At 65.9% G+C, this 21,170-nt stretch carries 21 protein-coding genes, 1 tRNA gene and 1 rRNA gene; 1 reads left to right on the forward strand and 22 read right to left on the reverse strand.

The window, feature by feature from the left end:
- Positions 1-56: 56 nt before the first annotated feature.
- The 3 genes from NOF53_RS13290 to NOF53_RS13300 form a co-directional block, all read right to left on the reverse strand.
- Complete coding sequence (locus NOF53_RS13290; protein WP_255968948.1) at positions 57-1,091, reverse strand: SMP-30/gluconolactonase/LRE family protein; 1,035 nt, start codon at positions 1,089-1,091, stop codon at positions 57-59.
- Positions 1,092-1,131: 40 nt separating this feature from the next.
- Positions 1,132-1,749 (reverse strand): NUDIX hydrolase, encoded by a 618-nt coding sequence (locus tag NOF53_RS13295; RefSeq protein WP_255968950.1) that lies wholly within the window; start codon positions 1,747-1,749, stop codon positions 1,132-1,134.
- Between the two features lie 85 nt (positions 1,750-1,834).
- Entirely contained in the window at positions 1,835-2,275 is a 441-nt protein-coding gene (locus NOF53_RS13300; RefSeq protein WP_308213816.1) for an SRPBCC family protein, read from the reverse strand.
- A 150-nt stretch (positions 2,276-2,425) separates the two neighbouring features.
- Here NOF53_RS13300 and NOF53_RS13305 point away from each other — a divergent pair, with 150 nt between their 5' ends.
- The gene (locus NOF53_RS13305) at positions 2,426-3,190 is read left to right on the forward strand and encodes a L,D-transpeptidase (RefSeq protein ID WP_255968954.1); all 765 of its coding nucleotides are present in this window, start codon (positions 2,426-2,428) and stop codon (positions 3,188-3,190) included.
- A gap of 101 nt (positions 3,191-3,291) precedes the next feature.
- On the opposite strand, the gene NOF53_RS13310 is transcribed toward NOF53_RS13305, so the two are convergent.
- From NOF53_RS13310 to rrf, 19 genes are all read right to left on the reverse strand, one after another.
- A tRNA-Pro gene (locus tag NOF53_RS13310) sits at positions 3,292-3,368 on the reverse strand.
- An 85-nt stretch (positions 3,369-3,453) separates the two neighbouring features.
- Entirely contained in the window at positions 3,454-4,881 is a 1,428-nt protein-coding gene (gene der / locus NOF53_RS13315) for a ribosome biogenesis GTPase Der (protein ID WP_255968956.1), read from the reverse strand.
- Complete coding sequence (cmk, locus tag NOF53_RS13320) at positions 4,878-5,567, reverse strand: (d)CMP kinase (RefSeq protein WP_255968958.1); 690 nt, start codon at positions 5,565-5,567, stop codon at positions 4,878-4,880. The genes der and cmk overlap by 4 nt, the downstream gene beginning before the upstream one ends.
- Entirely contained in the window at positions 5,564-6,658 is a 1,095-nt protein-coding gene (locus NOF53_RS13325) for a pseudouridine synthase (RefSeq protein WP_255968960.1), read from the reverse strand. Before NOF53_RS13325 ends, cmk begins: the two co-directional genes overlap by 4 nt.
- A gap of 18 nt (positions 6,659-6,676) precedes the next feature.
- A complete protein-coding gene (gene scpB / locus NOF53_RS13330) occupies positions 6,677-7,411 on the reverse strand; it encodes an SMC-Scp complex subunit ScpB (RefSeq protein WP_255968963.1) in 735 nt (244 codons plus the stop codon).
- Positions 7,408-8,289 carry a segregation and condensation protein A gene (locus tag NOF53_RS13335; protein ID WP_255968965.1) on the reverse strand — a complete coding sequence of 294 codons (882 nt, stop codon included), beginning with the start codon at positions 8,287-8,289 and terminating at the stop codon, positions 7,408-7,410. The genes scpB and NOF53_RS13335 overlap by 4 nt, the downstream gene beginning before the upstream one ends.
- On the reverse strand, positions 8,290-9,189 hold the full coding sequence (locus NOF53_RS13340; protein WP_374212609.1) for a ParA family protein: 900 nt from the start codon (positions 9,187-9,189) through the stop codon (positions 8,290-8,292).
- A 160-nt stretch (positions 9,190-9,349) separates the two neighbouring features.
- Positions 9,350-10,273, reverse strand: a complete 924-nt coding sequence (xerD, locus tag NOF53_RS13345) for a site-specific tyrosine recombinase XerD (protein ID WP_255968967.1) — start codon at positions 10,271-10,273, stop codon at positions 9,350-9,352.
- A gap of 4 nt (positions 10,274-10,277) precedes the next feature.
- A complete protein-coding gene (locus tag NOF53_RS13350; RefSeq protein WP_255968969.1) occupies positions 10,278-10,937 on the reverse strand; it encodes an NUDIX domain-containing protein in 660 nt (219 codons plus the stop codon).
- 13 nt (positions 10,938-10,950) lie between these two features.
- Positions 10,951-12,723, reverse strand: coding sequence for a CTP synthase (pyrG, locus tag NOF53_RS13355; RefSeq protein WP_255968970.1), 1,773 nt, complete (start codon positions 12,721-12,723; stop codon positions 10,951-10,953).
- Between the two features lie 144 nt (positions 12,724-12,867).
- Complete coding sequence (locus tag NOF53_RS13360; RefSeq protein ID WP_255968972.1) at positions 12,868-13,818, reverse strand: copper transporter; 951 nt, start codon at positions 13,816-13,818, stop codon at positions 12,868-12,870.
- Positions 13,815-14,999, reverse strand: a complete 1,185-nt coding sequence (gene steA / locus NOF53_RS13365; protein WP_255968981.1) for a putative cytokinetic ring protein SteA — start codon at positions 14,997-14,999, stop codon at positions 13,815-13,817. The genes NOF53_RS13360 and steA overlap by 4 nt, the downstream gene beginning before the upstream one ends.
- Before the next feature lie 91 nt (positions 15,000-15,090).
- Positions 15,091-16,863, reverse strand: coding sequence for a DNA repair protein RecN (gene recN, locus NOF53_RS13370; RefSeq protein ID WP_255968983.1), 1,773 nt, complete (start codon positions 16,861-16,863; stop codon positions 15,091-15,093).
- 2 nt (positions 16,864-16,865) lie between these two features.
- Positions 16,866-17,828, reverse strand: a complete 963-nt coding sequence (locus NOF53_RS13375; RefSeq protein WP_255968984.1) for an NAD kinase — start codon at positions 17,826-17,828, stop codon at positions 16,866-16,868.
- Positions 17,825-18,685, reverse strand: coding sequence for a TlyA family RNA methyltransferase (locus NOF53_RS13380; protein WP_255968986.1), 861 nt, complete (start codon positions 18,683-18,685; stop codon positions 17,825-17,827). Before NOF53_RS13380 ends, NOF53_RS13375 begins: the two co-directional genes overlap by 4 nt.
- Before the next feature lies 1 nt (position 18,686).
- A complete protein-coding gene (locus NOF53_RS13385; RefSeq protein ID WP_255968988.1) occupies positions 18,687-18,914 on the reverse strand; it encodes a hypothetical protein in 228 nt (75 codons plus the stop codon).
- Positions 18,915-19,005: 91 nt separating this feature from the next.
- Positions 19,006-20,022, reverse strand: coding sequence for an HAD-IIA family hydrolase (locus tag NOF53_RS13390; protein WP_255968990.1), 1,017 nt, complete (start codon positions 20,020-20,022; stop codon positions 19,006-19,008).
- On the reverse strand, positions 20,019-21,002 hold the full coding sequence (locus NOF53_RS13395; RefSeq protein WP_255968992.1) for a tetratricopeptide repeat protein: 984 nt from the start codon (positions 21,000-21,002) through the stop codon (positions 20,019-20,021). Before NOF53_RS13395 ends, NOF53_RS13390 begins: the two co-directional genes overlap by 4 nt.
- Before the next feature lie 60 nt (positions 21,003-21,062).
- Positions 21,063-21,170: ribosomal RNA gene (rrf, locus tag NOF53_RS13400) — 5S ribosomal RNA — on the reverse strand; the annotation flags it as partial.

Here is a 21,170-nt window from a genome sequence, read left to right on the forward strand (position 1 = left end):
GCGACCGTAGGCCCCCTTTGCCACGTGTCACTCGCCCGATTGCGTGGACGTGTCGATCATCGCGGCGCTCGGACGCGGGCTACGGAGTCTGCGGTCAGGCTGCCCAGATACAACCACCCGTCGTGCTCGCGGACGCCGGTGACGGGCGAGTAGCTTCCTTTATCACCGCGCAGGCTGTGCACGATCGTGCCGTTGGAGTCGAGGGCGATCACCCAGCCCACGCGCTGCGGCGCCGGCTGCACTGCTTCGGGCAGGTTGGCTGCAAGGATTCGCAACGTCGGGTACGGCGCGAGCATGTCGAGAACTCTCATGCGCGGACTGTAGAGCGCAACCCAGAACAGGCCGGCCGACGTCTGGGAGGTCATGTTGTCGGGGATACCGGGCAGGTTCTCCGCCCACACCGACACGCTGCCCTGAGACGGACCCGCCAACTCGACGCGGGAAATGCGATACGCCCCGGTCTCGGCGACGAGGACGAATGATTCGTCCGCAGCCAATCCGACGCCGTTGGCGAACTGCAACCCCTCGGCGAGCAGATCGGTCTCGCCTGTCTTCGGATCCAGCCGGAGCAGTCGGCCGGTCCCCCGATGCTCGAGAAGGTCGTAACGGTGATCGGGGATGGTGAAGCGGGCCGAGGAGTCGGTGAAATACACGATGCCGTCACGACCGACCGCAGAGTTGTTGCACGCCAGGATCGTCCGCCCCACCGCGAACTCGGCCAGCACGTCGACGCGTCCCTTGTCGTCTACCCGAAGAACCCCGCGCTCGGCGTCACACACGAGGAATCGGCCGTCGTCCAGCACCTCGATGCCGAGTGGACGTCCGCCGGTGTCGGCGATCGGGGTGGCCTTTCCCGAAATGTCGAACCGCCAGATCCGACCGTCGTTTCCGCCGGTGATCACGCGCCCCTCGGCATCGACGGCGACGTCTTCGGGACCTTCACCGGACGGCAAGCTCCATCGCTGGGCGTCGTCCAGTAGTCCGTTGGGCGCGAGAAGGCCTGTGCGAGCCGGTGGCGCGGGAGCGTGCCAGGCAACGGGGTCGACGCCGGTGCGGTCGAGCTTGCGGGCCACTGACGCGAAAATGGTCACAGGGTGAACCCTAGTCGCGCAGGGCTCGGTCGTGATGTTGCTAACGCCAGGCGAACACGGGTTGGTCGAACCCGTCGATCCGCGTGTGGCGACCGTGTAGCGCGACTTCCCGGAACTGGTACACCACGGCACCTGTCGGCGCGTGCACCAGGTGTCGTCGGAACGGCCATTGGATCACCGGTTTCGACGATTCGGGTATTTCGACGAACCGCGGTTCGGTGTCGATTTCGGAGAGTCCCACTGCGAAGACGTCCGCGACTTCTTCGAGATGGGGAACGAGAGAGGTGATCGATCGATCCGACCATACGACGAACGGCGTGATGACGTACCCGGAGCGGGTGACGTAGTCGTCGAGTCTGCCGAGGACTGCGGACGGCTCCACGTCGAGACCGAGTTCTTCGTGCAGTTCGCGGCGCGCGGCGTCCTCACCGGTCTCGCCCGAGTCGATGCCTCCCCCGGGCAACGCGAACTGCCCTGGGTGCGCTCGCATCTTGGTGGGACGCATGGTGAGTGGGACGGCCTGCCCGCCTGCGCCGTCGTTCATCACGGCGATCACGACTGCTGCCGAGCGACGATTGGCCGGGTCCACTATCCGCGGTTCGAAATGTGCGAGCGCGTCGGCGAGAGTATTCATGTCGAGTGCGGGCGCATCATCCATCACCCGACACTATCGGCCCGTCGTCGGGTTTTCCTGTCGTTTCGCTCGCTCGGTGCGCCCCGCCGACGGCTGAGCGCCCGGAAGATCATTTCTCCGCAGCGGCCTTGATTCGCCGAGCGAAGTCCGGCGCGTCCTTTCGCGCGGCTCGGACGGCGAGGGGCGCGATCAGCTTGCCGATTCCATGTCCTTCCAACTCGTTGAAAATCGTGAGTTTCGTGCCGGCTCCGGCCGACTCGAGGTCGTAGCCGCCATTCTTCGCGGTCACGATGTTCTGGGAACGCTCGGTCCACCGGATCGTTCGCGGTGCCTCGAACTCGGTCAGCTCGATCTCCCGAGTGGTGGTCATTCCTGCATCCTTGACGGTGCTCACGAACACCGTCCCGACTCCGGGAGGTCCGTCGGTGGACTTCGTAATCTTCTGCACGCGGGGACTGAAGTCAGGGTCGTTGATGCCTGCCGCGAGGTAGGCGAACACGTACTCGATGGGGCGGTCGATCACCACGGTGCCTTCGAATCGTCCGGACATGTGCGCCTCCGTCTCGCTGACTTCCCGGAACTGACGGTACTCGTGCGACCGCAGTGCAGTCATGAAGTCGTGACATCTCTTCGGTTCCGCTCTCGGACAGCGCTGTGTTTGACTGAAATGAGCTCACAGTGATGCGAAGGGCTGACGGCCATGCGGAAAGCGCAGCAGCACGGTGCACGCCTGTTTCTCGTGGCGTTTCTCGCCGCCCTGGCCTTGTGCGGAGTAAGTGGCCCCGGCTCCGCCGCGCCGCCGACCGTCACGGCAGCAGTTTTCGCACCGGCCATCGCCCCTGCGAGCGGCCAGGTCGTCGGCGTCGCTCATCCGGTCACTATCCGGTTCCCATCACCGGTTGCCGACCGCGCGAGCACCGAGCGCGCCGTCGCGATTTCACCGTCTAAGCCTGCGACCGGACACTTTTCCTGGATCGACGACACCGAGTTGCGTTGGGCCCCGGACGGTTTCTGGCCGGCGAACACCGCAGTCACCGTCGAATTCGCGGGATCGAAGACGCAGTTCCAGGTAGGAGACGCGCTGGTTGCCGTGGCGAACACGACGACGCACCAGTTCACCGTCAGCATCAACGACCGGGTGGTGCAGACCATGCCCACGTCGATGGGTAAACCCGGCTACGAAACACCGCTCGGCACGTTCCCCGTCCTCGAGAAGTTCCGCGACATGGTGATGGACTCGTCGACGTACGGTGTCCCGATCGACTCGCCGGAGGGATACCGGCTCTACGTGGAGTACGCCACCCGCATCACGTGGGGCGGGATCTTCATCCATGGCGCCCCGTGGTCGGTCGCCTCGCAGGGGCACGAGAACGTCAGCCACGGATGCATCAATCTCAGCATCGAGAACGCACGATGGTTCTACGACAACGCCAAGATCGGCGACCCGGTCATCGTCACGGACTGACTACGCCGAGATCGAGCGGTGTGCACGAAGCAGGGACGATCAGATTCGAAACGAAGAGAGGGTGTCTCCGCCTCCGCGGAAACACCCTCTCACCTTCTCTATGGTCGGGCTGACAGGATTTGAACCTGCGACCACTTGACCCCCAGTCAAGTGCGCTACCAAGCTGCGCCACAGCCCGTCCACACCCGCGTTCAGGTGCTCGATGAGATTACATCAGTGGCAGTCCTGAACGCTAATCGCCTGGTCAAGGGCGATCTCGCAACTTAACGCCCGCGTCGGTCCCGCTTCTCCCGGACACGAACAGAGATTCGGACGGGGCTGCCGTCGAAGTTGAACTCCTCACGCAGTCGCCGCTCGAGGAAGCGTCGGTATCCGGCCTCGAGGAACCCGGTGGTGAACAAGACGAATGTCGGCGGCCGGGTCCCGGCTTGGGTGGCGAACATCACCCGCGGGAGACGCCCACCACGCATCGGCGGCGGGGTGGCAGCCACGACCTCCTTGAGCCAGTTGTTGAGCCGGCCGGTCGGGATGCGCTTGTCCCAGGACTCGAGCGCCGTATCCAGCGCGGGTACCAACTTCTGCACCGCCCGACCCGTGTGCGCCGAGATGTTGACCCGCTGAGCCCACGGCACCCGGACCAGGTCCCGGTCGACTTCCCGATCGAGCTGCAGGCGGCGATCCTCGTCGACAAGATCCCACTTGTTGAAGGCGATCACGAGCGCCCGGCCCGCGTCGGCCACCATGCTGAGCACCCGGAGGTCCTGTTCCGAGATCGGCTCCGACGCGTCGATGAGCAGAATTGCGACCTCGGCCGCCTCGATGGCACTCTTCGTGCGCAGCGAGGCGTAGAACTCGGCGCCACTCGCATGACTGACGCGCTTGCGCAGACCGGCCGTGTCGACGAAACGCCACGGCCGGCCGCCGAGCTCGACGATGGAGTCGACCGGGTCGACGGTCGTGCCCGCGACGTTGTGGACGACGGAACGCTCGTCACCCGACAACTTGTTCAGCAGACTCGACTTGCCGACGTTCGGTTTCCCGACCAGAGCGACACGCCTCGGACCGCCACCCGGAATCCCTTCGCGAGGGGTTTCGGGCAGTGCGGCGAGAACCTCGTCGAGGAGATCGCCGGTACCGCGGCCGTGTGTCGCGCTCACCGAATGCGGCTGCCCGAGGCCCAGCGACCACAATGCTGCAACTTCGGATTCGGTGCGACCGTCATCAACCTTGTTGGCTACGAGCAAGACCGGAGTCTTGGATCGGCGCAACACCTTGGCGACAGCCTCATCCGTGGCGGTGGCGCCGACGACGGCGTCGACCACGAGGAGAATCGCGTCCGCGGTCTGCATCGCCAGCTCCGCCTGCCGCGCCACCGACTGCTGGAGCCCCTTCGCATCGGGCTCCCAACCACCCGTGTCCTGCACCAGGAATCGGCGCCCGCTCCAGTTGGCCTCATAGGAAACGCGGTCGCGGGTCACGCCGGGAATGTCCTCGACGACCGCCTCGCGACGACCGATGATGCGGTTGACCAGGGTGGACTTACCCACGTTCGGCCGGCCTACGACCGCAACGGTGGGAACAGGGACATGGGCTTCGCCGTCGGTTCCGTCCTCCAGATCGACGACTTCCCAGTCGGACTCTTCGCTCCACGTTCCGTCGCCCGCGAACTCGGTTGTGAATTGTTCGGTCACTGCACTGCTCCAGTTCTCTCGCTTACCACCAGCAGCAACCTGCCGATCACGTCGTCGATTCCGAGTTCGCTGGTGTCGACCAGCACAGAATCGTCGGCCGGTCGCAACGGCGACACGGCACGCGTGGAGTCGAGGTGGTCGCGACGCTCGACGTCGGCGAGGACCTCGGCGTAATCGTCACCTCGTCCCTCCGCGAGGTTCTGCGCGTTCCTGCGTTGAGCGCGGGCGGCCGCCGAAGCGGTGAGGAAGATCTTCACGTCGGCGTCGGGCAGGACGACGGTTCCGATGTCCCTGCCTTCCACGACGATCCGGCTCGCCTCACCCGTCAGACGTCGCTGCGCGTCGACGAGGCGAGCGCGTACTGCGGGGACGGCCGAGACGGCGGAGACAGCCTTGGTGACCGCGTCACCACGAATCTCCTGGGCGACGTCCTCACCGTCGAGCAGAACCTGCTCACGCGTGGGGTCGGTGCCGATCGACCACGGCAGACCGGCGGTGGCGTCGGCGATCGCATCGGGATCCCCGAGGTCCACTCCCTTGCGGAGCACGTGCAAGGTCGCGATCCGGTACATGGCACCGGTGTCGAGGTAGCGGGCACCGAGCTGTTGCGCGAGCTGACGCGACACACTCGACTTCCCGGTTCCGGACGGGCCGTCCATTGCGACGACCAGCGACGAGGCGCTCACAGGCCCACCGCCCCGTACAGGCCGCCGACCTCGCCGCGGCCGAGTACCCGCAGCGTTCCCGGGCGCTGTTCGCCGAGTGCTACGGGGCCGATGTCCGTGCGGACGAGCCGGATCACCGGGTGCCCGACTGCGTCGAACAGCCGGCGCACGATGTGCTTGCGGCCTTCGTGGAGCGTGACCCGGACCAGGGATTTGCCCTCGTTGATGTCGAGGAGGGTGAAGGTGTCGACTTTCGCCGGTCCGTCGTCGAGTTCGACGCCCTCTTTGAGCTTCTTTCCGACACCGCGCTCGAGGGCGCCGGACACCGTTGCCAGATAGGTCTTCGACACCTCGAACGACGGGTGCATGAGCCGATGAGCCAGATCGCCGTCGTTCGTCAGCAAAAGCAGACCCTCGGTGTCGGCGTCGAGGCGGCCCACGTGGAACAGCCGCTGACCGGCGGCGACCCGCTCCGAAACGATGTCACCCACGCACGGACGACCGAGGTCGTCGGACATAGTCGACTGCCAACCGCGAGGCTTGTTCAGCGCGAGATGAACCAGATCTTTCTGGACGACGACGCGCACACCGTCCACGCGAACGACAGCGTTCTCGGGGTCGATACGCAATCCTTGCTCGATCACGATGCGACCGTCGACTTCGACTCGCCCCCGGGAGATCAGTTCCTCGGCGGCGCGCCGCGACGCGACTCCGGCCTGGGCGAGCACCTTCTGCAACCGCACACCGTCGCCCTGCGGGGGACCCACGGGTCGTTCGGTGTCTGCGTGCTGATGCCGGGCGGGCTTGGCATTGCTGACCTTGGGCGCCTGCGTCTGCGCGCGCTGCGGTTTGGCCGACTTCGGCTTGCCGCGCTTGTTCGTGGCGACCGCGGCGTCCGGCCTGCCAGAGCGACTCTTCGCGGCGTCCGGCGGACCCGAGCGACCCTTCGCGGCGTCCGGCCTGCCAGAGCGACTCTTCGCGGCGTCCGGCCGACCTGAGCGCTCGGAGGTCTCCGACCTGCCTGACCGGTGTCCGGTCTCCGACCTGTCGGTGCGATGCTTCTTGTTGTTGTTGCGATCCGGTGTGCCATCTCGGCGAGCGGGTTTCTTCACTTTTTTCTACGATCCCTGTCAGTCTTCGGTGTCGAGCCCAGTGTCCAACTTGTCCGTGGACACCGTGGCTTTATTCATTCTCGCAAATCGTGGGTCAGATTCCAGACTGTCGCTGATGTCGTCTATCAGGTCCACGTCCGGAAGCAACGGTGCCAGGGCGGGCAGATCGGCCAGAGAGGCCAAGCCGAGCCGTTCCAGGAAAAGCTCCGTCGTCGAGTACTGCGTGGCGTTGGTATCGGGATCGACGCCGGCTTCGGCGATCAATCCGCGAGCGAGAAGCGTGCGCACCACCCCATCCACATTGACGCCGCGCACCGCACTGATCCGTGCGCGGGTCAACGGTTGACGGTATGCCACGACAGCGAGAGTCTCCAAAGCAGCCCTCGTCAACTTCGAGCGCGCCCCGTCCAGCAGTAGTCGCTCGACGTAGGGCGCGTAGACGGTGCGGGTGTAGAGACGCCAACCGTCACCGGCATATCGGAGGTCCATGCCACTACTGCGGGCCGTGAGCTCGGCAGACATCCGGTTCAGGGTCTCCGTGATGCGTTTCACAGAAGCACCGGTCACGGAGGAGAGCAGATCGACCCCTGCCGGTGAATCGACGATCAGGAGCAGCGACTCCAGAACGGCCTCGAGTTCGGGGTCCGACAGCTCATCGTCACCGCCGGTGGCATCCGGCCCATCGTCACCGCCGGTGGCATCCGGCTCCTCTTCACTGATGGCGTCGGGCTCGTCGTGCGGGGCCGAGCTCATCCGTAATCCTCCTCGGTCACCGGGAGACGGACGTCGTCCCCGGTCCAGCTCACCATCAATTCACCGAGAGGCACGGGCTGCTCGAACAGCACCGACTGCTCGCGGTACAGCTCGAGCAGCGCCAGGAATCGGGCGACGATCTCTACAGCTACCTCGCACTCCGCCACCAGATCGCCGAAGCTCGCCCATTCGCCGGCGCCACGTTCACGGAGCAGATCCAGCACCCGAGCCGCCTGCTCGGGCACCGACACCGCGTGCATGTCGTGCAGGTGGTCGAGTCCCACTGTCGGCGTCGGGCGGGGGGTGAACACGGTCGCGGCGATCTCGGCGAACCGCTGCGGGTCGACGCCCAGCAACACCTCGGGCAGCAGCCTCGTGAACTGGTCTTCCAATGCGACCGATCGCGGGTACCGCCGTAGTGCCGCGGCTTCGAGTTCGCCGAACAGCTGGGCTGCCTGCTTGTACGCGCGATACTGGAGCAGGCGGGCAAACAGCAGGTCACGGGCTTCGAGCAGCGCCAGGTCCTCGGCATCCTCCACCTGTCCGGCAGGCAGAAGTCGCGCCGCCTTGAGGTCGAGAAGTGTCGCGGCGACGACAAGGAACTCTGTGGTCTGGTCGAGGCCCATCTCCGCCCCGAGTTCGCGGGTGTAGACGATGAAGTCGTCGGTCACCTGATGGAGCGCGACTTCCGTCACGTCCAGTTCACGCTGATTGATGAGCGTGAGCAGCAGATCGAACGGTCCTTCGAAGTTCCGGAGGGTTACCCGGAATCCTGCCTTGACGGTGGGCGTCTGCTCGCCGTGCGGCTCGTCCGTCACCGATGCCGTGCCGGGGTCCTCGGTCTGAGGTGGAGCCACGATGTCCTGAGTGTTCACCACTTACCGGCCGGAACGGTGGATGACCTCGCGGGCCAACGCACGGTATGCCTCGGCACCGGTCGATTTCGGGGCCCAGGTGGTGATCGGCTCACCGGCCACCGAAGTCTCCGGGAATCGCACGGTCCGGTTGATCACCGTGTCATACACCAGGTCGCCGAACACCTCGACCACCCGGGCCATCACCTCCCGGGCGTGCAGCGTGCGTGCGTCGAACATGGTCACCACGATCCCAGCGAGTTCGAGCCTCGGGTTCAGACGGTCGTGCACCTTTTCGACCGTGTCGTTGAGCAGGGCCAGACCACGCAGACTGAAGTACTCGCATTCCATCGGGATGATCACCGAGTCCGCGCAGGCGAGGGCGTTGACGGTCAGCAGCCCGAGAGACGGCTGGCAATCGATGAGGACGTAGTCGTACCGGTCCAGCACAGGATGCAACACCCGCCCGAGGGTCTGCTCACGGCCGACCTCGGTGACGAGCTGGATCTCTGCGGCTGAGAGGTCGATGTTGCTCGGCAACAGGTCGAGACCTTCGACCCGCGTCCGCATCAGCACGTCGTCGATCGACACGCGGGGTTCGACGAGCAGGTTGTGCACGGTGAGGTCGAGATCGTGGTGCGCCACGCCGAGACCTGCCGACAGCGCACCCTGCGGATCGAGATCGACGAGCAGTACGCGACGGCCGTACTCGGCCAGCGACGCGCCCAGGTTGATGGTGGACGTCGTCTTCCCGACTCCACCCTTCTGGTTGCACATCGCGACGATCTTCGCCGGACCGTGGGACGGCAGCGGAGTGGGTTCCGGCACCTCACGGGTCGGTCTCCCGGTGGGGCCGAGCTCGCGCGGTTCGACAGCAGTGTCGTCGAACAGAGCTGCGGGGTCGGTCTGCCGCATGTCGAACATGTCGCCCTCCGATTGCGAGTGCTCTGACTCCGCTGCTGGCGGCTGCGGTGTCACCACGGTCCGATGATCCCCTGTTCTCTCGATGCTCGCTGTCGATCACACATCGTTATACGAACGCTACCGCTTCGTACCGCGAATATTCCTCTCGACACGCGTTCCCCTACCGTGCCCTCGGATGCGCTTCCGCCCACACTTCACGCAGGGCACCCACCGTCACCAGGGTGTATATCTGCGTCGTCGTGACGGAGGCGTGCCCGAGCAACTCTTGGACGACGCGTACGTCCGCACCCCCGTCGAGAAGGTGGGTGGCGAACGAGTGCCGCAGCGTGTGCGGCGACACCGCCACGGTGATCCCGGCCGCCTCCGCGGCCGTCTGCAGCACCTTCCAGGCGCTCTGCCGGGACAGTCGACCACCGCGGACGTTGAGGAAGAGTGCGGGCGTGCCCCGCGACAGCAGCGCCGGCCGGCCGCGGATGAGGTAGGCGTCGAGCGATTCGACCGCGGGTCTGCCCACCGGGACGACCCGGTGCTTGCCGCCCTTGCCCCTGAGTAGAACGGAGCGGTTCTCGGTGTCGATATCGTCTACGTCGAGGCCGACCGCTTCGGAGATACGTGCACCGGTGGAGTACAGCAACTCGAGAAGCGCGCGGTCGCGTACCGTCCGTGGGCCGTCCGAAGGTCCCCCGCCACCGACTGCCTCGAGTAGCGACAGCACCTCGCGGACGGGCAACGACTTCGGAAGCCGTTTGGCGGGCGAGGGCGGCCGGACTTCACGGGCCACGTCCACCGCCGCCATACCTTCCGCGGCAGCGAAACGGTGCAACCCACGCACTGCGATCAACGCGCGGGCGGCCGAACTCGCTGCGAGTGCCGGCAAGTCGCGGTCGGGGTCACCGCTTCGCAACGCGATCACGAACTCACTGACGTCCCGCTCGCGGACCCGTGCAATGTCCGTGATCCCCCGATCCGCAAGAAACTGGGTGTACCGGGACAGGTCACGCCGATAGGAGCCGATGGTGTTGCGGGCAGCGCCGCGCTCGACTGCCATGTGGTCGAGATACGTGTCGACCTGCCGCGCAATCACCGGATCATGCTTCCGCGGTTTCGTCCCCGACGGGTGACCGCTTTCTGTCACTGAACGTCACGGGACGGTCGACCCACGGTGCATGCCGGTCGCGCAGCTGGGTGTCCGGCTGCGACCGAACGGCAGCCAGCGACATGATCCCCGACACCGCAGTGGCGTTGACGATCTCACCACGCAGCACCATCGCCACCACCTCGTCGAGCGGAAACCGCGCTATCTCGAGGTCGGCCTCTTCATGTTCGGGTTCGGGCCGGTCGACGGTGTAGAGGTCCCGCGCGAAATACACCCGCACCGATTCGTCCGTGAATCCGGGCGAGACAGCCACATCCACGAGAACCGACCACTGTTTCGCTCCGAGTCCTGTCTCCTCGGCCAACTCCCGCTTCGCAGCCTCGAGCGGATCCTCGTCCGGGTCGTCGAGCAAACCCGCCGGGATCTCCCACAACCGGCGGCCCACCGGGTGCCGGTACTGGTGGATGAGGACGAGCCGGTTCTCGTCGTCGAGCACCACGACGGCAACTGCGCCGTGATGCTCGACAACCTCTCGTTCAGCTGTCCGCCCATTCGGCATCGCCACCTCGTCGAGACGCAGCGCCAGGATGGCCCCGCTGTAGACGATTCGCGAGTCGAGAATGTCGAATTCGTGCCGATCGGAATCGGTCATGCGCCGTCTCGACTTATCCGGCGCTGTCGATCGATGCCCGGTCGGTGGCTGCGGCCACCTCGTCGTCGGCCACCGCGACCTCGACCGTGCGCTCCTCACCGTGGACGTCGACCGGCAGACGCTCTTCGAGTTTGTACGTCAACCCCGCTGCAACGAAAGCTGCGAACAGGGGATGCGGACGAGTGGGACGGCTCTTGAGCTCCGGATGTGCCTGTGTCGCGACGAAGAACGGGTGCTGGTTCGCCGGGTACTCGACGAACTCGACGAGGTGTCCGTCCGGAGAGGTTCCACTGAAGAGGAGACCACTCTTGGCGATGCGGTCGCGGTAGGCGTTGTTGACCTCGTAGCGGTGCCGGTGGCGCTCGGAAACCTGCTCGCTGCCGTACGCGCGCGCGACGACCGAGCCCTTGGCCAGGACGGCGGGGTACGCGCCGAGGCGCATCGTTCCACCGAGGTCCGCTTCACCGGCCACTACGTCCTCCTGATCGGCCATCGTGGAGATGACGGGATGCGTCGTCTCCGGCTCGAACTCCGCAGAGTTGGCATCCTGGAGCCCCACGCTGCGGGCGGCCTCGATCACGACGCACTGCAATCCGAGGCACAGTCCGAGCAGCGGAATCTTGCGGTGGCGCGCGTACCGGATGGCGCCGAGCTTGCCCTCGATACCGCGGATCCCGAAACCGCCGGGAATCAGCACGCCGTCGACATCACCCAGCGCGGCCTGCGCCCCGGCTTCGGTCTCACAGGCATCCGAAGGCACCCACGAGATCTCCACCTTGGATCGGTGCGCGAAGCCACCCGCTCGTAGCGCCTCGGTAACCGACAGGTACGCGTCCGGAAGGTCGACGTACTTGCCGACGAGCGCGATGCGCACCGTCTCGCGCGGCTGGTGTACGCGCTCGAGAAGATTTCCCCACACCGTCCAGTCCACGTCCCGGAACGGCAGACCCAACTGGCGCACCACGTACGCATCGAGACCCTCGCTGTGGAGGACCTTCGGAATGTCGTAGATCGACGGCGCGTCCGGAGTCGAGATACATCCGTCGACGTCGACGTCGCACATCAGGGCAATCTTGTTCTTCAGCGCAGGCGGGACCTCGCGGTCACAGCGCAGGATCAGCGCGTCGGGCTGAATACCGATGTTCCGCAGCGCGGCAACCGAGTGCTGCGTGGGCTTCGTCTTCAGTTCACCCGACGGCGCCAGGTACGGAACCAGAGAGACGTGGAGGAAGAAGACGTTGTCGCGGCCGACATCGTGTCGCACCTGACGGGCGGCCTCGAGGAAGGGCTGCGACTCGATGTCGCCGACGGTGCCGCCGATCTCGGTGATCACGACATCCGGACGCTGACCCTGGAGGTCCGGTCCGCTCATGGCAAGGATGCGGCTCTTGATCTCGTCCGTGATGTGCGGAATGACCTGAACGGTGTCGCCGAGGTATTCCCCGCGCCGTTCCTTCGCGATGACCGTCGAATACACCTGGCCCGTGGTCACATTCGCTTGACCGGAGAGGTCACGATCGAGGAAGCGCTCATAGTGGCCGACGTCGAGATCGGTTTCGGCACCGTCTTCCGTCACGAATACTTCACCGTGTTGGAACGGATTCATGGTTCCTGGATCGACGTTGAGGTACGGATCCAGTTTCTGCATGGTCACGCGCATCCCTCGCGCGGTGAGCAATTGCCCCAGACTCGAGGCTGTAAGGCCCTTGCCGAGCGAGGAGGCGACGCCGCCGCTGACGAAGATGTGCTTGGTGGCGGTACGCGAGTGAGTGCGTGACTGTGGCAAAGGGGCTCCCGTGACGACTGTGCAGGGCTTGGTCTGTTCGAGCAATGCTGGGGCCTGCCGACCCACGGGACTTCACGGTAACACCTTCGCGGACCTCCCGGAAACAACGCGCCGGGATTGTGCTCCCTCCGGGTGTGACGTGCACTACGCGGGCTTGGCCCCGACCGTGACTCCGGTGGTACCGGGTCCGGTTCCGTAGCGGCCGGCGCCGCCGCCGATCTGTTCCTGCAGTGCCAGCGGAAGGGTGATCTTCCCCGCTTCGCGATCGATGTTGTCGATCGTCGTGAGAGCCGCCGAGAGTGCGGCATCGGCACGGGCGACAGCGACCGCACCGTTTCCCTGCGCTGAAGCCGGCCGGCCGGCGAGGACGGCTCCGCCGCCGCGCGAGTCCAACGCTCCGGCGAACCGGGCCACCACCGCACCGCGGTTACCGCTGGCGCCGTCCTCCACGTCACGGTCTCCGGTGAGCACTACTGCGAGCTGCGCTGGCTCGACCCCGCCGTCGTCGTAGGTGATGAAACCCGCACCCCGCAGCGTCTCGAGGGCGAGCGCCCTCTCCTGCGGGGAACTCTGCGGCTGACCGGACTCCTTGCCGAGTGTGAGGACCGAGCCCAGGAGGTCACCCGCCAGGCTCCCCTGGTCGACGGCGCCCGTCTTCAAGGTGACTCCGGCCGGGATCACGTTGTTGACGACCGTACGCAGCCGGTCGCCGCCAGTGGCGTCGACAAACGAGTCCGTCAGGGACACCCGTCCGGTGACGCTGCCCCCAGCCACCCCGATCATCCGGTTCACTCCGTCGAGGTCGGCGGGGTCGGCGTCGGGGGTGGTCACCACGACGACAGTTCGTCCCGCCAGGGCGTCGGCCACGACGCGGCCACCCACTGCCGAGTCGAAACCGTCGGCCGAGTTCAACTGCTCGGTGAGTTGGTTGTTGCGTTCGTTCGCCTTCTCGATGTCGTTCTGTAGATCGACCTTGTCGTCGCGGAGACCGGACACGAGACCGCTCGACAGCAGGCCGGATCCCAGCACCACCCCGATTGCCAGCGCCAGGAAGATTGCCGCGATGGAGATGGCATGTTGACGCAGAGAAATCACTTGAAGAACCCCTGCACCCACAGCGCAAAGCTGTTCCATGTCGCGATAGCCCAGTCCAGCGCTTCCCCACCGACATTCGACACCACGAGAGCCACGATCACCGCGACCAGTGCGGCCAGCACGAGCAGCGCGATGGCACCGCCCGATACCCTGCTCCGGTAGAGGGTCGCCACGGCCTTGGCGTCGACCAACTTGGGTCCGACCTTCAAGCGGGTCATGAACGCCGACGGATTGCTGTCACGGCGGCCGCGGTCGAAGAATTCGTCGAGCGAAACCGTGTTGCCCACGGTCACGATCAGCGAGGCACCGTGGTGATCGGCGAGGAGCAACGCCAGGTCGGACGGAGACCCGGAAGCCGGAAACGTCATTGCCCCTATTCCGAGGTCCTGGATGCGGGACAGGCCCGAGGCATGCCCGTCCTGATCAGCCGGGAGCACTACCTCGGCACCCGACTTCAGCGTCGCGCTGCTGATGTCCTCGGGGTCGCCGACGATGAGGTCGGGCCGGTAACCGGCCGATCTGAGAACATCGGCGCCTGCCCCCACCCCGATCAGGATCGGCGAGTACTCCTTGATGAACGGTTTGAGATTCTTCAGATCCGACGCGTGATCCGGTCCGTCGGACACGATCACCACGTGCCGTTCCTTCATGTCGACGTCGACATCCGGCACTCCGACCCCGTCGATGAGCAGCGGACTTTCGGTGCGAATGAACTCGATCGTGTTGCCGGAGAACGCTTCCAGGTGATCGACCAGTCCAGTCTTCGCCTCGATCATCCGATCGGAGATCTCGGCCTCGGTCTGCTCGTCACCCTTGGCAATGCGCCGCTCGCCCGAATAGAGGCAACCGCCGTCGATCCGTACCTTGCTTCCGTCCTTGATGCTTTTGAAGACCTCGGTTCCTGCCGAATCGATCAGCAGGATCCCGTTGGCGACGATCACCTCCGGTCCGAGATTCGGATAGCGCCCCGAAATCGATGGAGACGCGTTGACCACTGCGAGAACGCCGGCCTTGACCAAGGCGTCCGCGGTACCGCGGTCGAGGTCGAGCTCGTCGAGAACGACGACGTCGCCGGGCCCGACACGCCTCAGCAGTTTGGCTGTGTTGCGGTCCACCCTGGCGATGCCGCTGACCCCAGGCAAAGTTTCGGTGCTTCGTGACAGCAGTGCCGGCATCTTCATGGCTTCGATGATGACGCGGATACACGGTGCACCTGCGGAGGCGCGCCGAACCAACTACCACATCGGTACCACCACCACCAAGAGTTTTCTTTCAGGAGGTCCGTTCCGCGTTTGCCGTGGCCAGCAGTTCCTCCGCGTGCGCGCGACCGGTTTCGGTGTCGTCGAGCCCGGCGAGCATCCTGGCCAGTTCCACCACCCGCTCGTCGTCGGTGAGGGTGCGCACACCGCTACTGACGACCCCGTCGGCGTCGTCGACCTTGTCGACCACCAGATGGGTATCGGCAAAGGCGGCCACCTGCGGCAGGTGGGTCACGACGATCACCTGGTGGGTTCTCGCCAGCCTGGCCAGTCGCCTGCCGATCTCGACTGCAGCGCGGCCGCCGACCCCGGCGTCGACCTCGTCGAACACCATCGTCGCACCCGAATCGGATCCGGCCAGCACCACCTCGAGGGCAAGCATCACCCGGGAAAGCTCACCGCCCGAGGCGCTTTTGCTGATCGGCAGCGACTGTGCACCGCTATGGGCCGACAAACGGAATTCGACTTCGTCGACGCCCGACGACCCGGCATGCACCTGCGCGCCGTCGACGGTGAGCGGAGCGGTGTCCTGCGGCCCCGCCGCACGCGCGCGTACCGACACATCGAGGGCCGCGCGACCCATCGCGAGACCGGACAGCTCCGAACTCACTGCCTTGGCGAGCTTGGCCGCAGCCTTCACGCGGGCGGCGGTGAGTTTCGATGCCGCCTCCGACGTCGCCGCCGCCGACTCCTCAACCTGCTTCGTCAGCGCGGACAGCGCATCGGACGACACGTCGATCTTCTCGAGCCGCGCCCGTGCGTTCTCAGCCCACTCGAGCACACCATCGACGTCCGCTGCGTACTTGCGAGTGAGGTTCTTGAGTTCGGCCTGCCTCGACAGCAGCGAATCCAGTGCCCCGGGGTCTGCGGGCAGTCCGGTCAGGTAGGTGGTGAGGTCGGCAGACACGTCTGTCACCACGGCGATGGCGTCCGCAAGACGCGGGCCCAGCCCGTCGAGGTCGGGATCGGTGGCGGACTCGATGCGGGCACGGGCTTCGGACAACAGGTCGAGTGCGGGCGGCGACGCATCGTCACCATCCATCTCGTCACCGCCGGCAAGCGCGGTCTGCGCTTCTTGCGCTGCCGACCGCAGGGAGTCGAGTTCGCTGAGTCGGCGCACCTCGGCGACGATCGACTCGTCTTCACCGGGGGTGGGGGCGATGCCGTCGATTTCGTTGAGCGCGAACGTCAACTGGTCGGCCTCCTGCGCGAGCTCGCGCGTACGTCCCGTTCGTTCGATCAACTCCGATCGCGCGGTCATCCACTCGTCACGGTGTTTGCGGTATCGCGCCAGCAAGGGGCCGACGGTCTTTTCCGCGAACCGGTCGAGCGCAGCACGCTGCTGGTCGGGGCGCAGCAACCGCAGTTGGTCGTTCTGTCCGTGCACGGTGAGCAGCGGATCGGTGAATTCGGAGAGCACTCCCGCTGGGACACTGCGGCCACCGAGGTGCGCGCGTGAGCGGCCGTCGCTGCTGACGGTTCGCACGGCGATGATGGTGCCGTCCTCGTCCCGTTCGGCACCCGTCGACTCGAGCAGCTCGGTGACGGCGCGCTCGACGTGGTCCGAATTCTCGTCTGTCACGAAACGACCTTCGACGACGGCCCGCGGCGCGCCGAGACGCACCCGGCCGGCATCCGCCCGAGCACCGCTGAGCAGATGGAGGCTCGTCACCACCATCGTCTTTCCGGCACCGGTCTCACCGGTGAGTACTGTCAAACCTTCGTGGAACTGCGCCGACGCCTCGGAGATCACACCGAGGTTGTCGATCCTGATCTCTGCGAGCACGTCTAGGGTTTCCTTCCTCGCCACCCGGTGACGGGCAGCTCGAACTTTCGCACCATGCGATCGGCGAACGGTGCCGAGTCGAGTCGCACCCAGCGAACTGGTTCCTTACCGCGCACCACTTCCACCCGTGCACCCGCCGGAAGTTCGAGCGTTCTCCTACCGTCACAGAACACCAGACCGTCGTGACTGCCGGCCACCGTCTCGACAGCGATGATCGACTCCGGGCTGGTCACGAGCGGCCGCGCGAACAGTGCGTGCGCATTGCTCGGAACCACCAGCAGGGCTTCGAGTTCGGGCCACACTACGGGACCGCCCGCGGAGAAGGCGTAGGCCGTCGACCCCGTCGGTGTCGAGATGAGTACTCCGTCGCACCCGAACGCCGACACTGGGCGGCCGTCGACTTCGAGTACCACCTCGAGAACGCCGAGCCTGGACCGGTTCTCGATGCTCGCCTCGTTGAGCGCCCACCCCCGCTCGATGATCTCGTCGTCCACCCGGACGACGACGTCCAGCGTCATACGATGCTCCACCCGGTACTCGCGGCGCACCACCTGGCCGAGTGCCTCGTCGAGATGTTCGGCTTCCGTTTCGGCGAGGAATCCGATACGGCCGAGATTGATTCCCAGGACCGGAATGGACGCCGCCTGAGCAAGTTCCGCTGCCCGAAGGAACGTGCCATCGCCCCCCAGTACCAGCACCATCTCACAACCGAGCGCTGCATCAGGACCGGCCTGGACGATCGACACCTCGAATCCGGGCACCAGGAACTCGTCGGGTGCCATGCCGTCCATCGGTTCGATGCGTGTGTTGTCGACCTCGTCGACGAGAACGCGCATACCGATTCCGGCACTCTTGAAGATTTCGCCGACGCGCCGCGCCGTCTCCGTGATCTCAGCACGGCCCGGGTGCGCCACCAGCAGAATCTCCCGGCTGTCGCGTGCCGTGCCGCTGCTTCCGCCCCTCACTGTGGTCCTTCCTGCACCGCGGTGCGAATCAACTCTTCGATCGAGTCGGCCGGTTCATCATCCATCCCGGGTACGACACCCGGCTCCGGCGCAGCACCGGCACCGGCACCCGAGCGGAGCCACAGAAAGTACTCCACATTTCCGGACGGTCCCGGCAACGGGCTCGCGACGGCTCCCAGCGTACGCAGTCCGAGCGATTCTGCGGCCTTCGCGACATCGTGCACGGCAGCCACCCTCAGTTCGGGGTCGCGAACCACTCCGCCCGACCCCACATGGTCCCTACCGACCTCGAACTGCGGCTTCACCATCGGAACGAGATCTGCTCCGGTCGCCACACACGCGACGAAGGCCGGCAGCACGAGTTTGAGGGAAATGAACGACAGGTCCGCGACCACCAGTTCGACCGGTCCGCCGATGCGCTCGGCGTCGATCGATCGCACATTGGTGCGATCGACCACATGAACCCGGTCGTCGGATTGCAACCGCCACACCAATTGCCCGTAGCCGACATCCACCGCGACCACCTCCCGGGCGCCGTGGTGGAGAAGTACATCTGTGAAGCCTCCGGTCGAGGCTCCGGCGTCGAGACACCGTTTTCCCTCGACCGCGAGCCCGCTGGGCCCGAACGCTTCGAGAGCTCCGAGTAACTTGTGTGCGCCTCGCGAGGCCCAGGACACCTCGTCGTCCACCTCGACCACCCGCAGCGGCGTGCCCGCCTCGACGGCGGTCGCAGGTTTCGTTGCGGTTACGCCGGAGATCAGCACCCTGCCGGACGAGATGAGTTCCTGTGCATGCTCACGAGACCGGGCCAGTCCCCGCCGAACGAGTTCGGCATCCACCCGTGCGCGTCGGGCCACCTCAGCTCTTGTCCACGGCGGCGAGCGCTTCCACCAGAACGTCGTGGGCCTTCTCGAGGAGATGCGCCTTCTTCGGGATGACACCGACTCCGTGCCGGTCGTCGGGATCGGGTTCGACGGCGTCGAGCCGCGACAGCAATCCGTTTACCTCGGCGGAAATCTTTTCGGGGTCAACACTCGGCGTAGGCCCAGCTAGATGGGCTCCCGGGCGCGGTATTGGCGTGCTCATCGGGCACAACGCTAGTCGATCCCTTTCGGATACGCATACAGCGAACCGCGCGCCGCCGACAAAGGATCTGCGGGCGCTCGAGGATGCGCGGTCAGGCACCCCAACCAGACACGAGCGCGTTGACCGCCGGGTCGGTGGAGGTGACGCGGCCGAACTCGGGGTACTTCCACGCCGACACAGCCACGTGCCGGAGCAGCGTCGCCGAATCGACCGTGCCGATCGATCCGCCCTTCGGTTCGATCACCAGATCTGTGCCGTCGAACTCGACGGAGTACCGGCGGTCCTCGCCTACTGTCGATTCCTCACCAGGCCGGTTGAGGGCGTCCAGTTCGGAGGCGACGTAGGTGGGGCGTTGTTCCTCGGTGGCCCGCAGGACATCGATGGCGGTGCTGACGCCGGTAAGTACCAACAACGACTCGACGCCCACGGCGTTGGCGCCCTCGATGTCGGTGTCGAGCCTGTCGCCCACGACCAGCGGCCGAGAGCACTTGCTGCGGCGCATCGCATCCTCCATCAGAGGCGCGGCCGGTTTACCGGCGACCAGAGGTTCACGGGACGTCGCAGTGCGCAGAGCCGCAACCATCGATCCATTGCCCAGAACCAGTCCACGCTCGGTGGGGAGGGTCGAATCGACGTTGGCTGCCACCCAGAGAGCGCCCGACCGGATCGCGAGAGTCGCTTCCGCGAGAATCGCCCAATCCGTTTTCGGCGAATGGCCCTGAACCACCGCCACCGGGAAATCCGTAAACGAACGCACCGGACGCAATCCGACCCGCGCAACTTCGTCCGCCAAGGCCTCCGTCCCGACGACCAGTACAGCAGTGGCGGGGTCGATCTTCTCGGCTAGGAGTCGCGCTGCAGACTGCGAACTCGTGACCACCCTCGCCTCCGAGGCGTCGAAGCCGAGCTCGGTCAGGTGCGCTGCGACCTCACTCGGGCTACGGCTCGCATTGTTGGTCACGTAGTACAGAGATTGCGTCCCTGTCGCCAGAGCCTCGCGGGCACCGGGAATCGCCTGCGGTCCCTGGTACAGGGTGCCGTCCAGGTCGAGAAGCAGAGCGTCGTAGCGTTCACGCAGCGACGACGCCCCGCCGTGCTTCACGGTCACTGATCGTCTCCGGTCAGCTCCGCCACACGCTCCTCCGCGTCGGTATCGCCTTCGAGGTCTGCGGCCGCCGAATTGAGGAACCACTTCAGTCCGTCTTCGATACGGCCGGCTGCCACCAGGGCGTCGGCATAGGCGTAGAAGAGGCGGGCGGCACCCGAACCGGTTCGGGACGCGTCGAGGTCCGGCGTCTGCAACGTGACCACGGCCTGATCGAACTGCCCCAAGTCCATGCGAGCACCTGCGACCACCATGCGCAGCTCAGCGGCGTCGTCACCCGACAGAGCCGCTGCTTCTTCACTCCGACCCAGCTCGATCGCCCGCTCCGGTCGACCCAGGCCACGTTCGCAATCCGCCATCACGGCGAGAAGTCCAGGACCACCCGCCATCCGACGTGCGGCACGCAACTCGGACAGTGCTTCGGCCCACTCACCAGCGTGGTAGGCGGTGATGCCCGCGGCCTCACGAACCACGGCGATACGGCCGGCCCGCTGACGCGCCGCACGCGCGTGCGCCAGGGCGAGCCTGGGATCGTCGTCGACCAGCTTGCCTGCCATCACCAGATGCCGCGCAACGGTATTCGCGTTCGTTTTGTCCAAGCTCAGCAGGTCCCGCCGGACAGTAGGATCCAGTTCCCCGGCCTCGACATTGTCAGGCAGATCAGGTTCGTCGGGACGGGCATCCTGCCGCTGCGGACGGTCGCCATCACGGCCACGCGGCGTGAATCCGCCCTCGCCCCCACGGCGCTGGCCGCCTCGACGGTCATTGCCGGGGCCGCCGCCGCGAGAATCGCGCCGCGGACCGCCGAACGAACCACCACGGCCACCGTCCGACGCGCCACCTCTGTTCGAACCGGAGGCACCGCCCCGGTCCGAATTGGAGGCACCGCCCCGGTCCGAATTGGAGGCACCGCCTCGTCCTGTATTGGAGGCACCGCCTCCGCGGAAGGATCGACGTCCGTCGTCGCTCTCCGACACTGTCATTCCTTTCACACAAACGACGAAAGGGGACCCAGTATGTTGGGTCCCCTTTCGGTAACGGATGTTCGGCGGTGTCCTACTCTCCCACACCCTGTCGAGTGCAGTACCATCGGCGCTGGAGGGCTTAGCTTCCGGGTTCGGAATGGGTCCGGGCGTTTCCCCTCCGCTATG

Origin of the sequence: Rhodococcus tibetensis, assembly GCF_024438035.1 — a bacterium.
GTDB lineage: Bacteria > Actinomycetota > Actinomycetes > Mycobacteriales > Mycobacteriaceae > Rhodococcus_F > Rhodococcus_F tibetensis.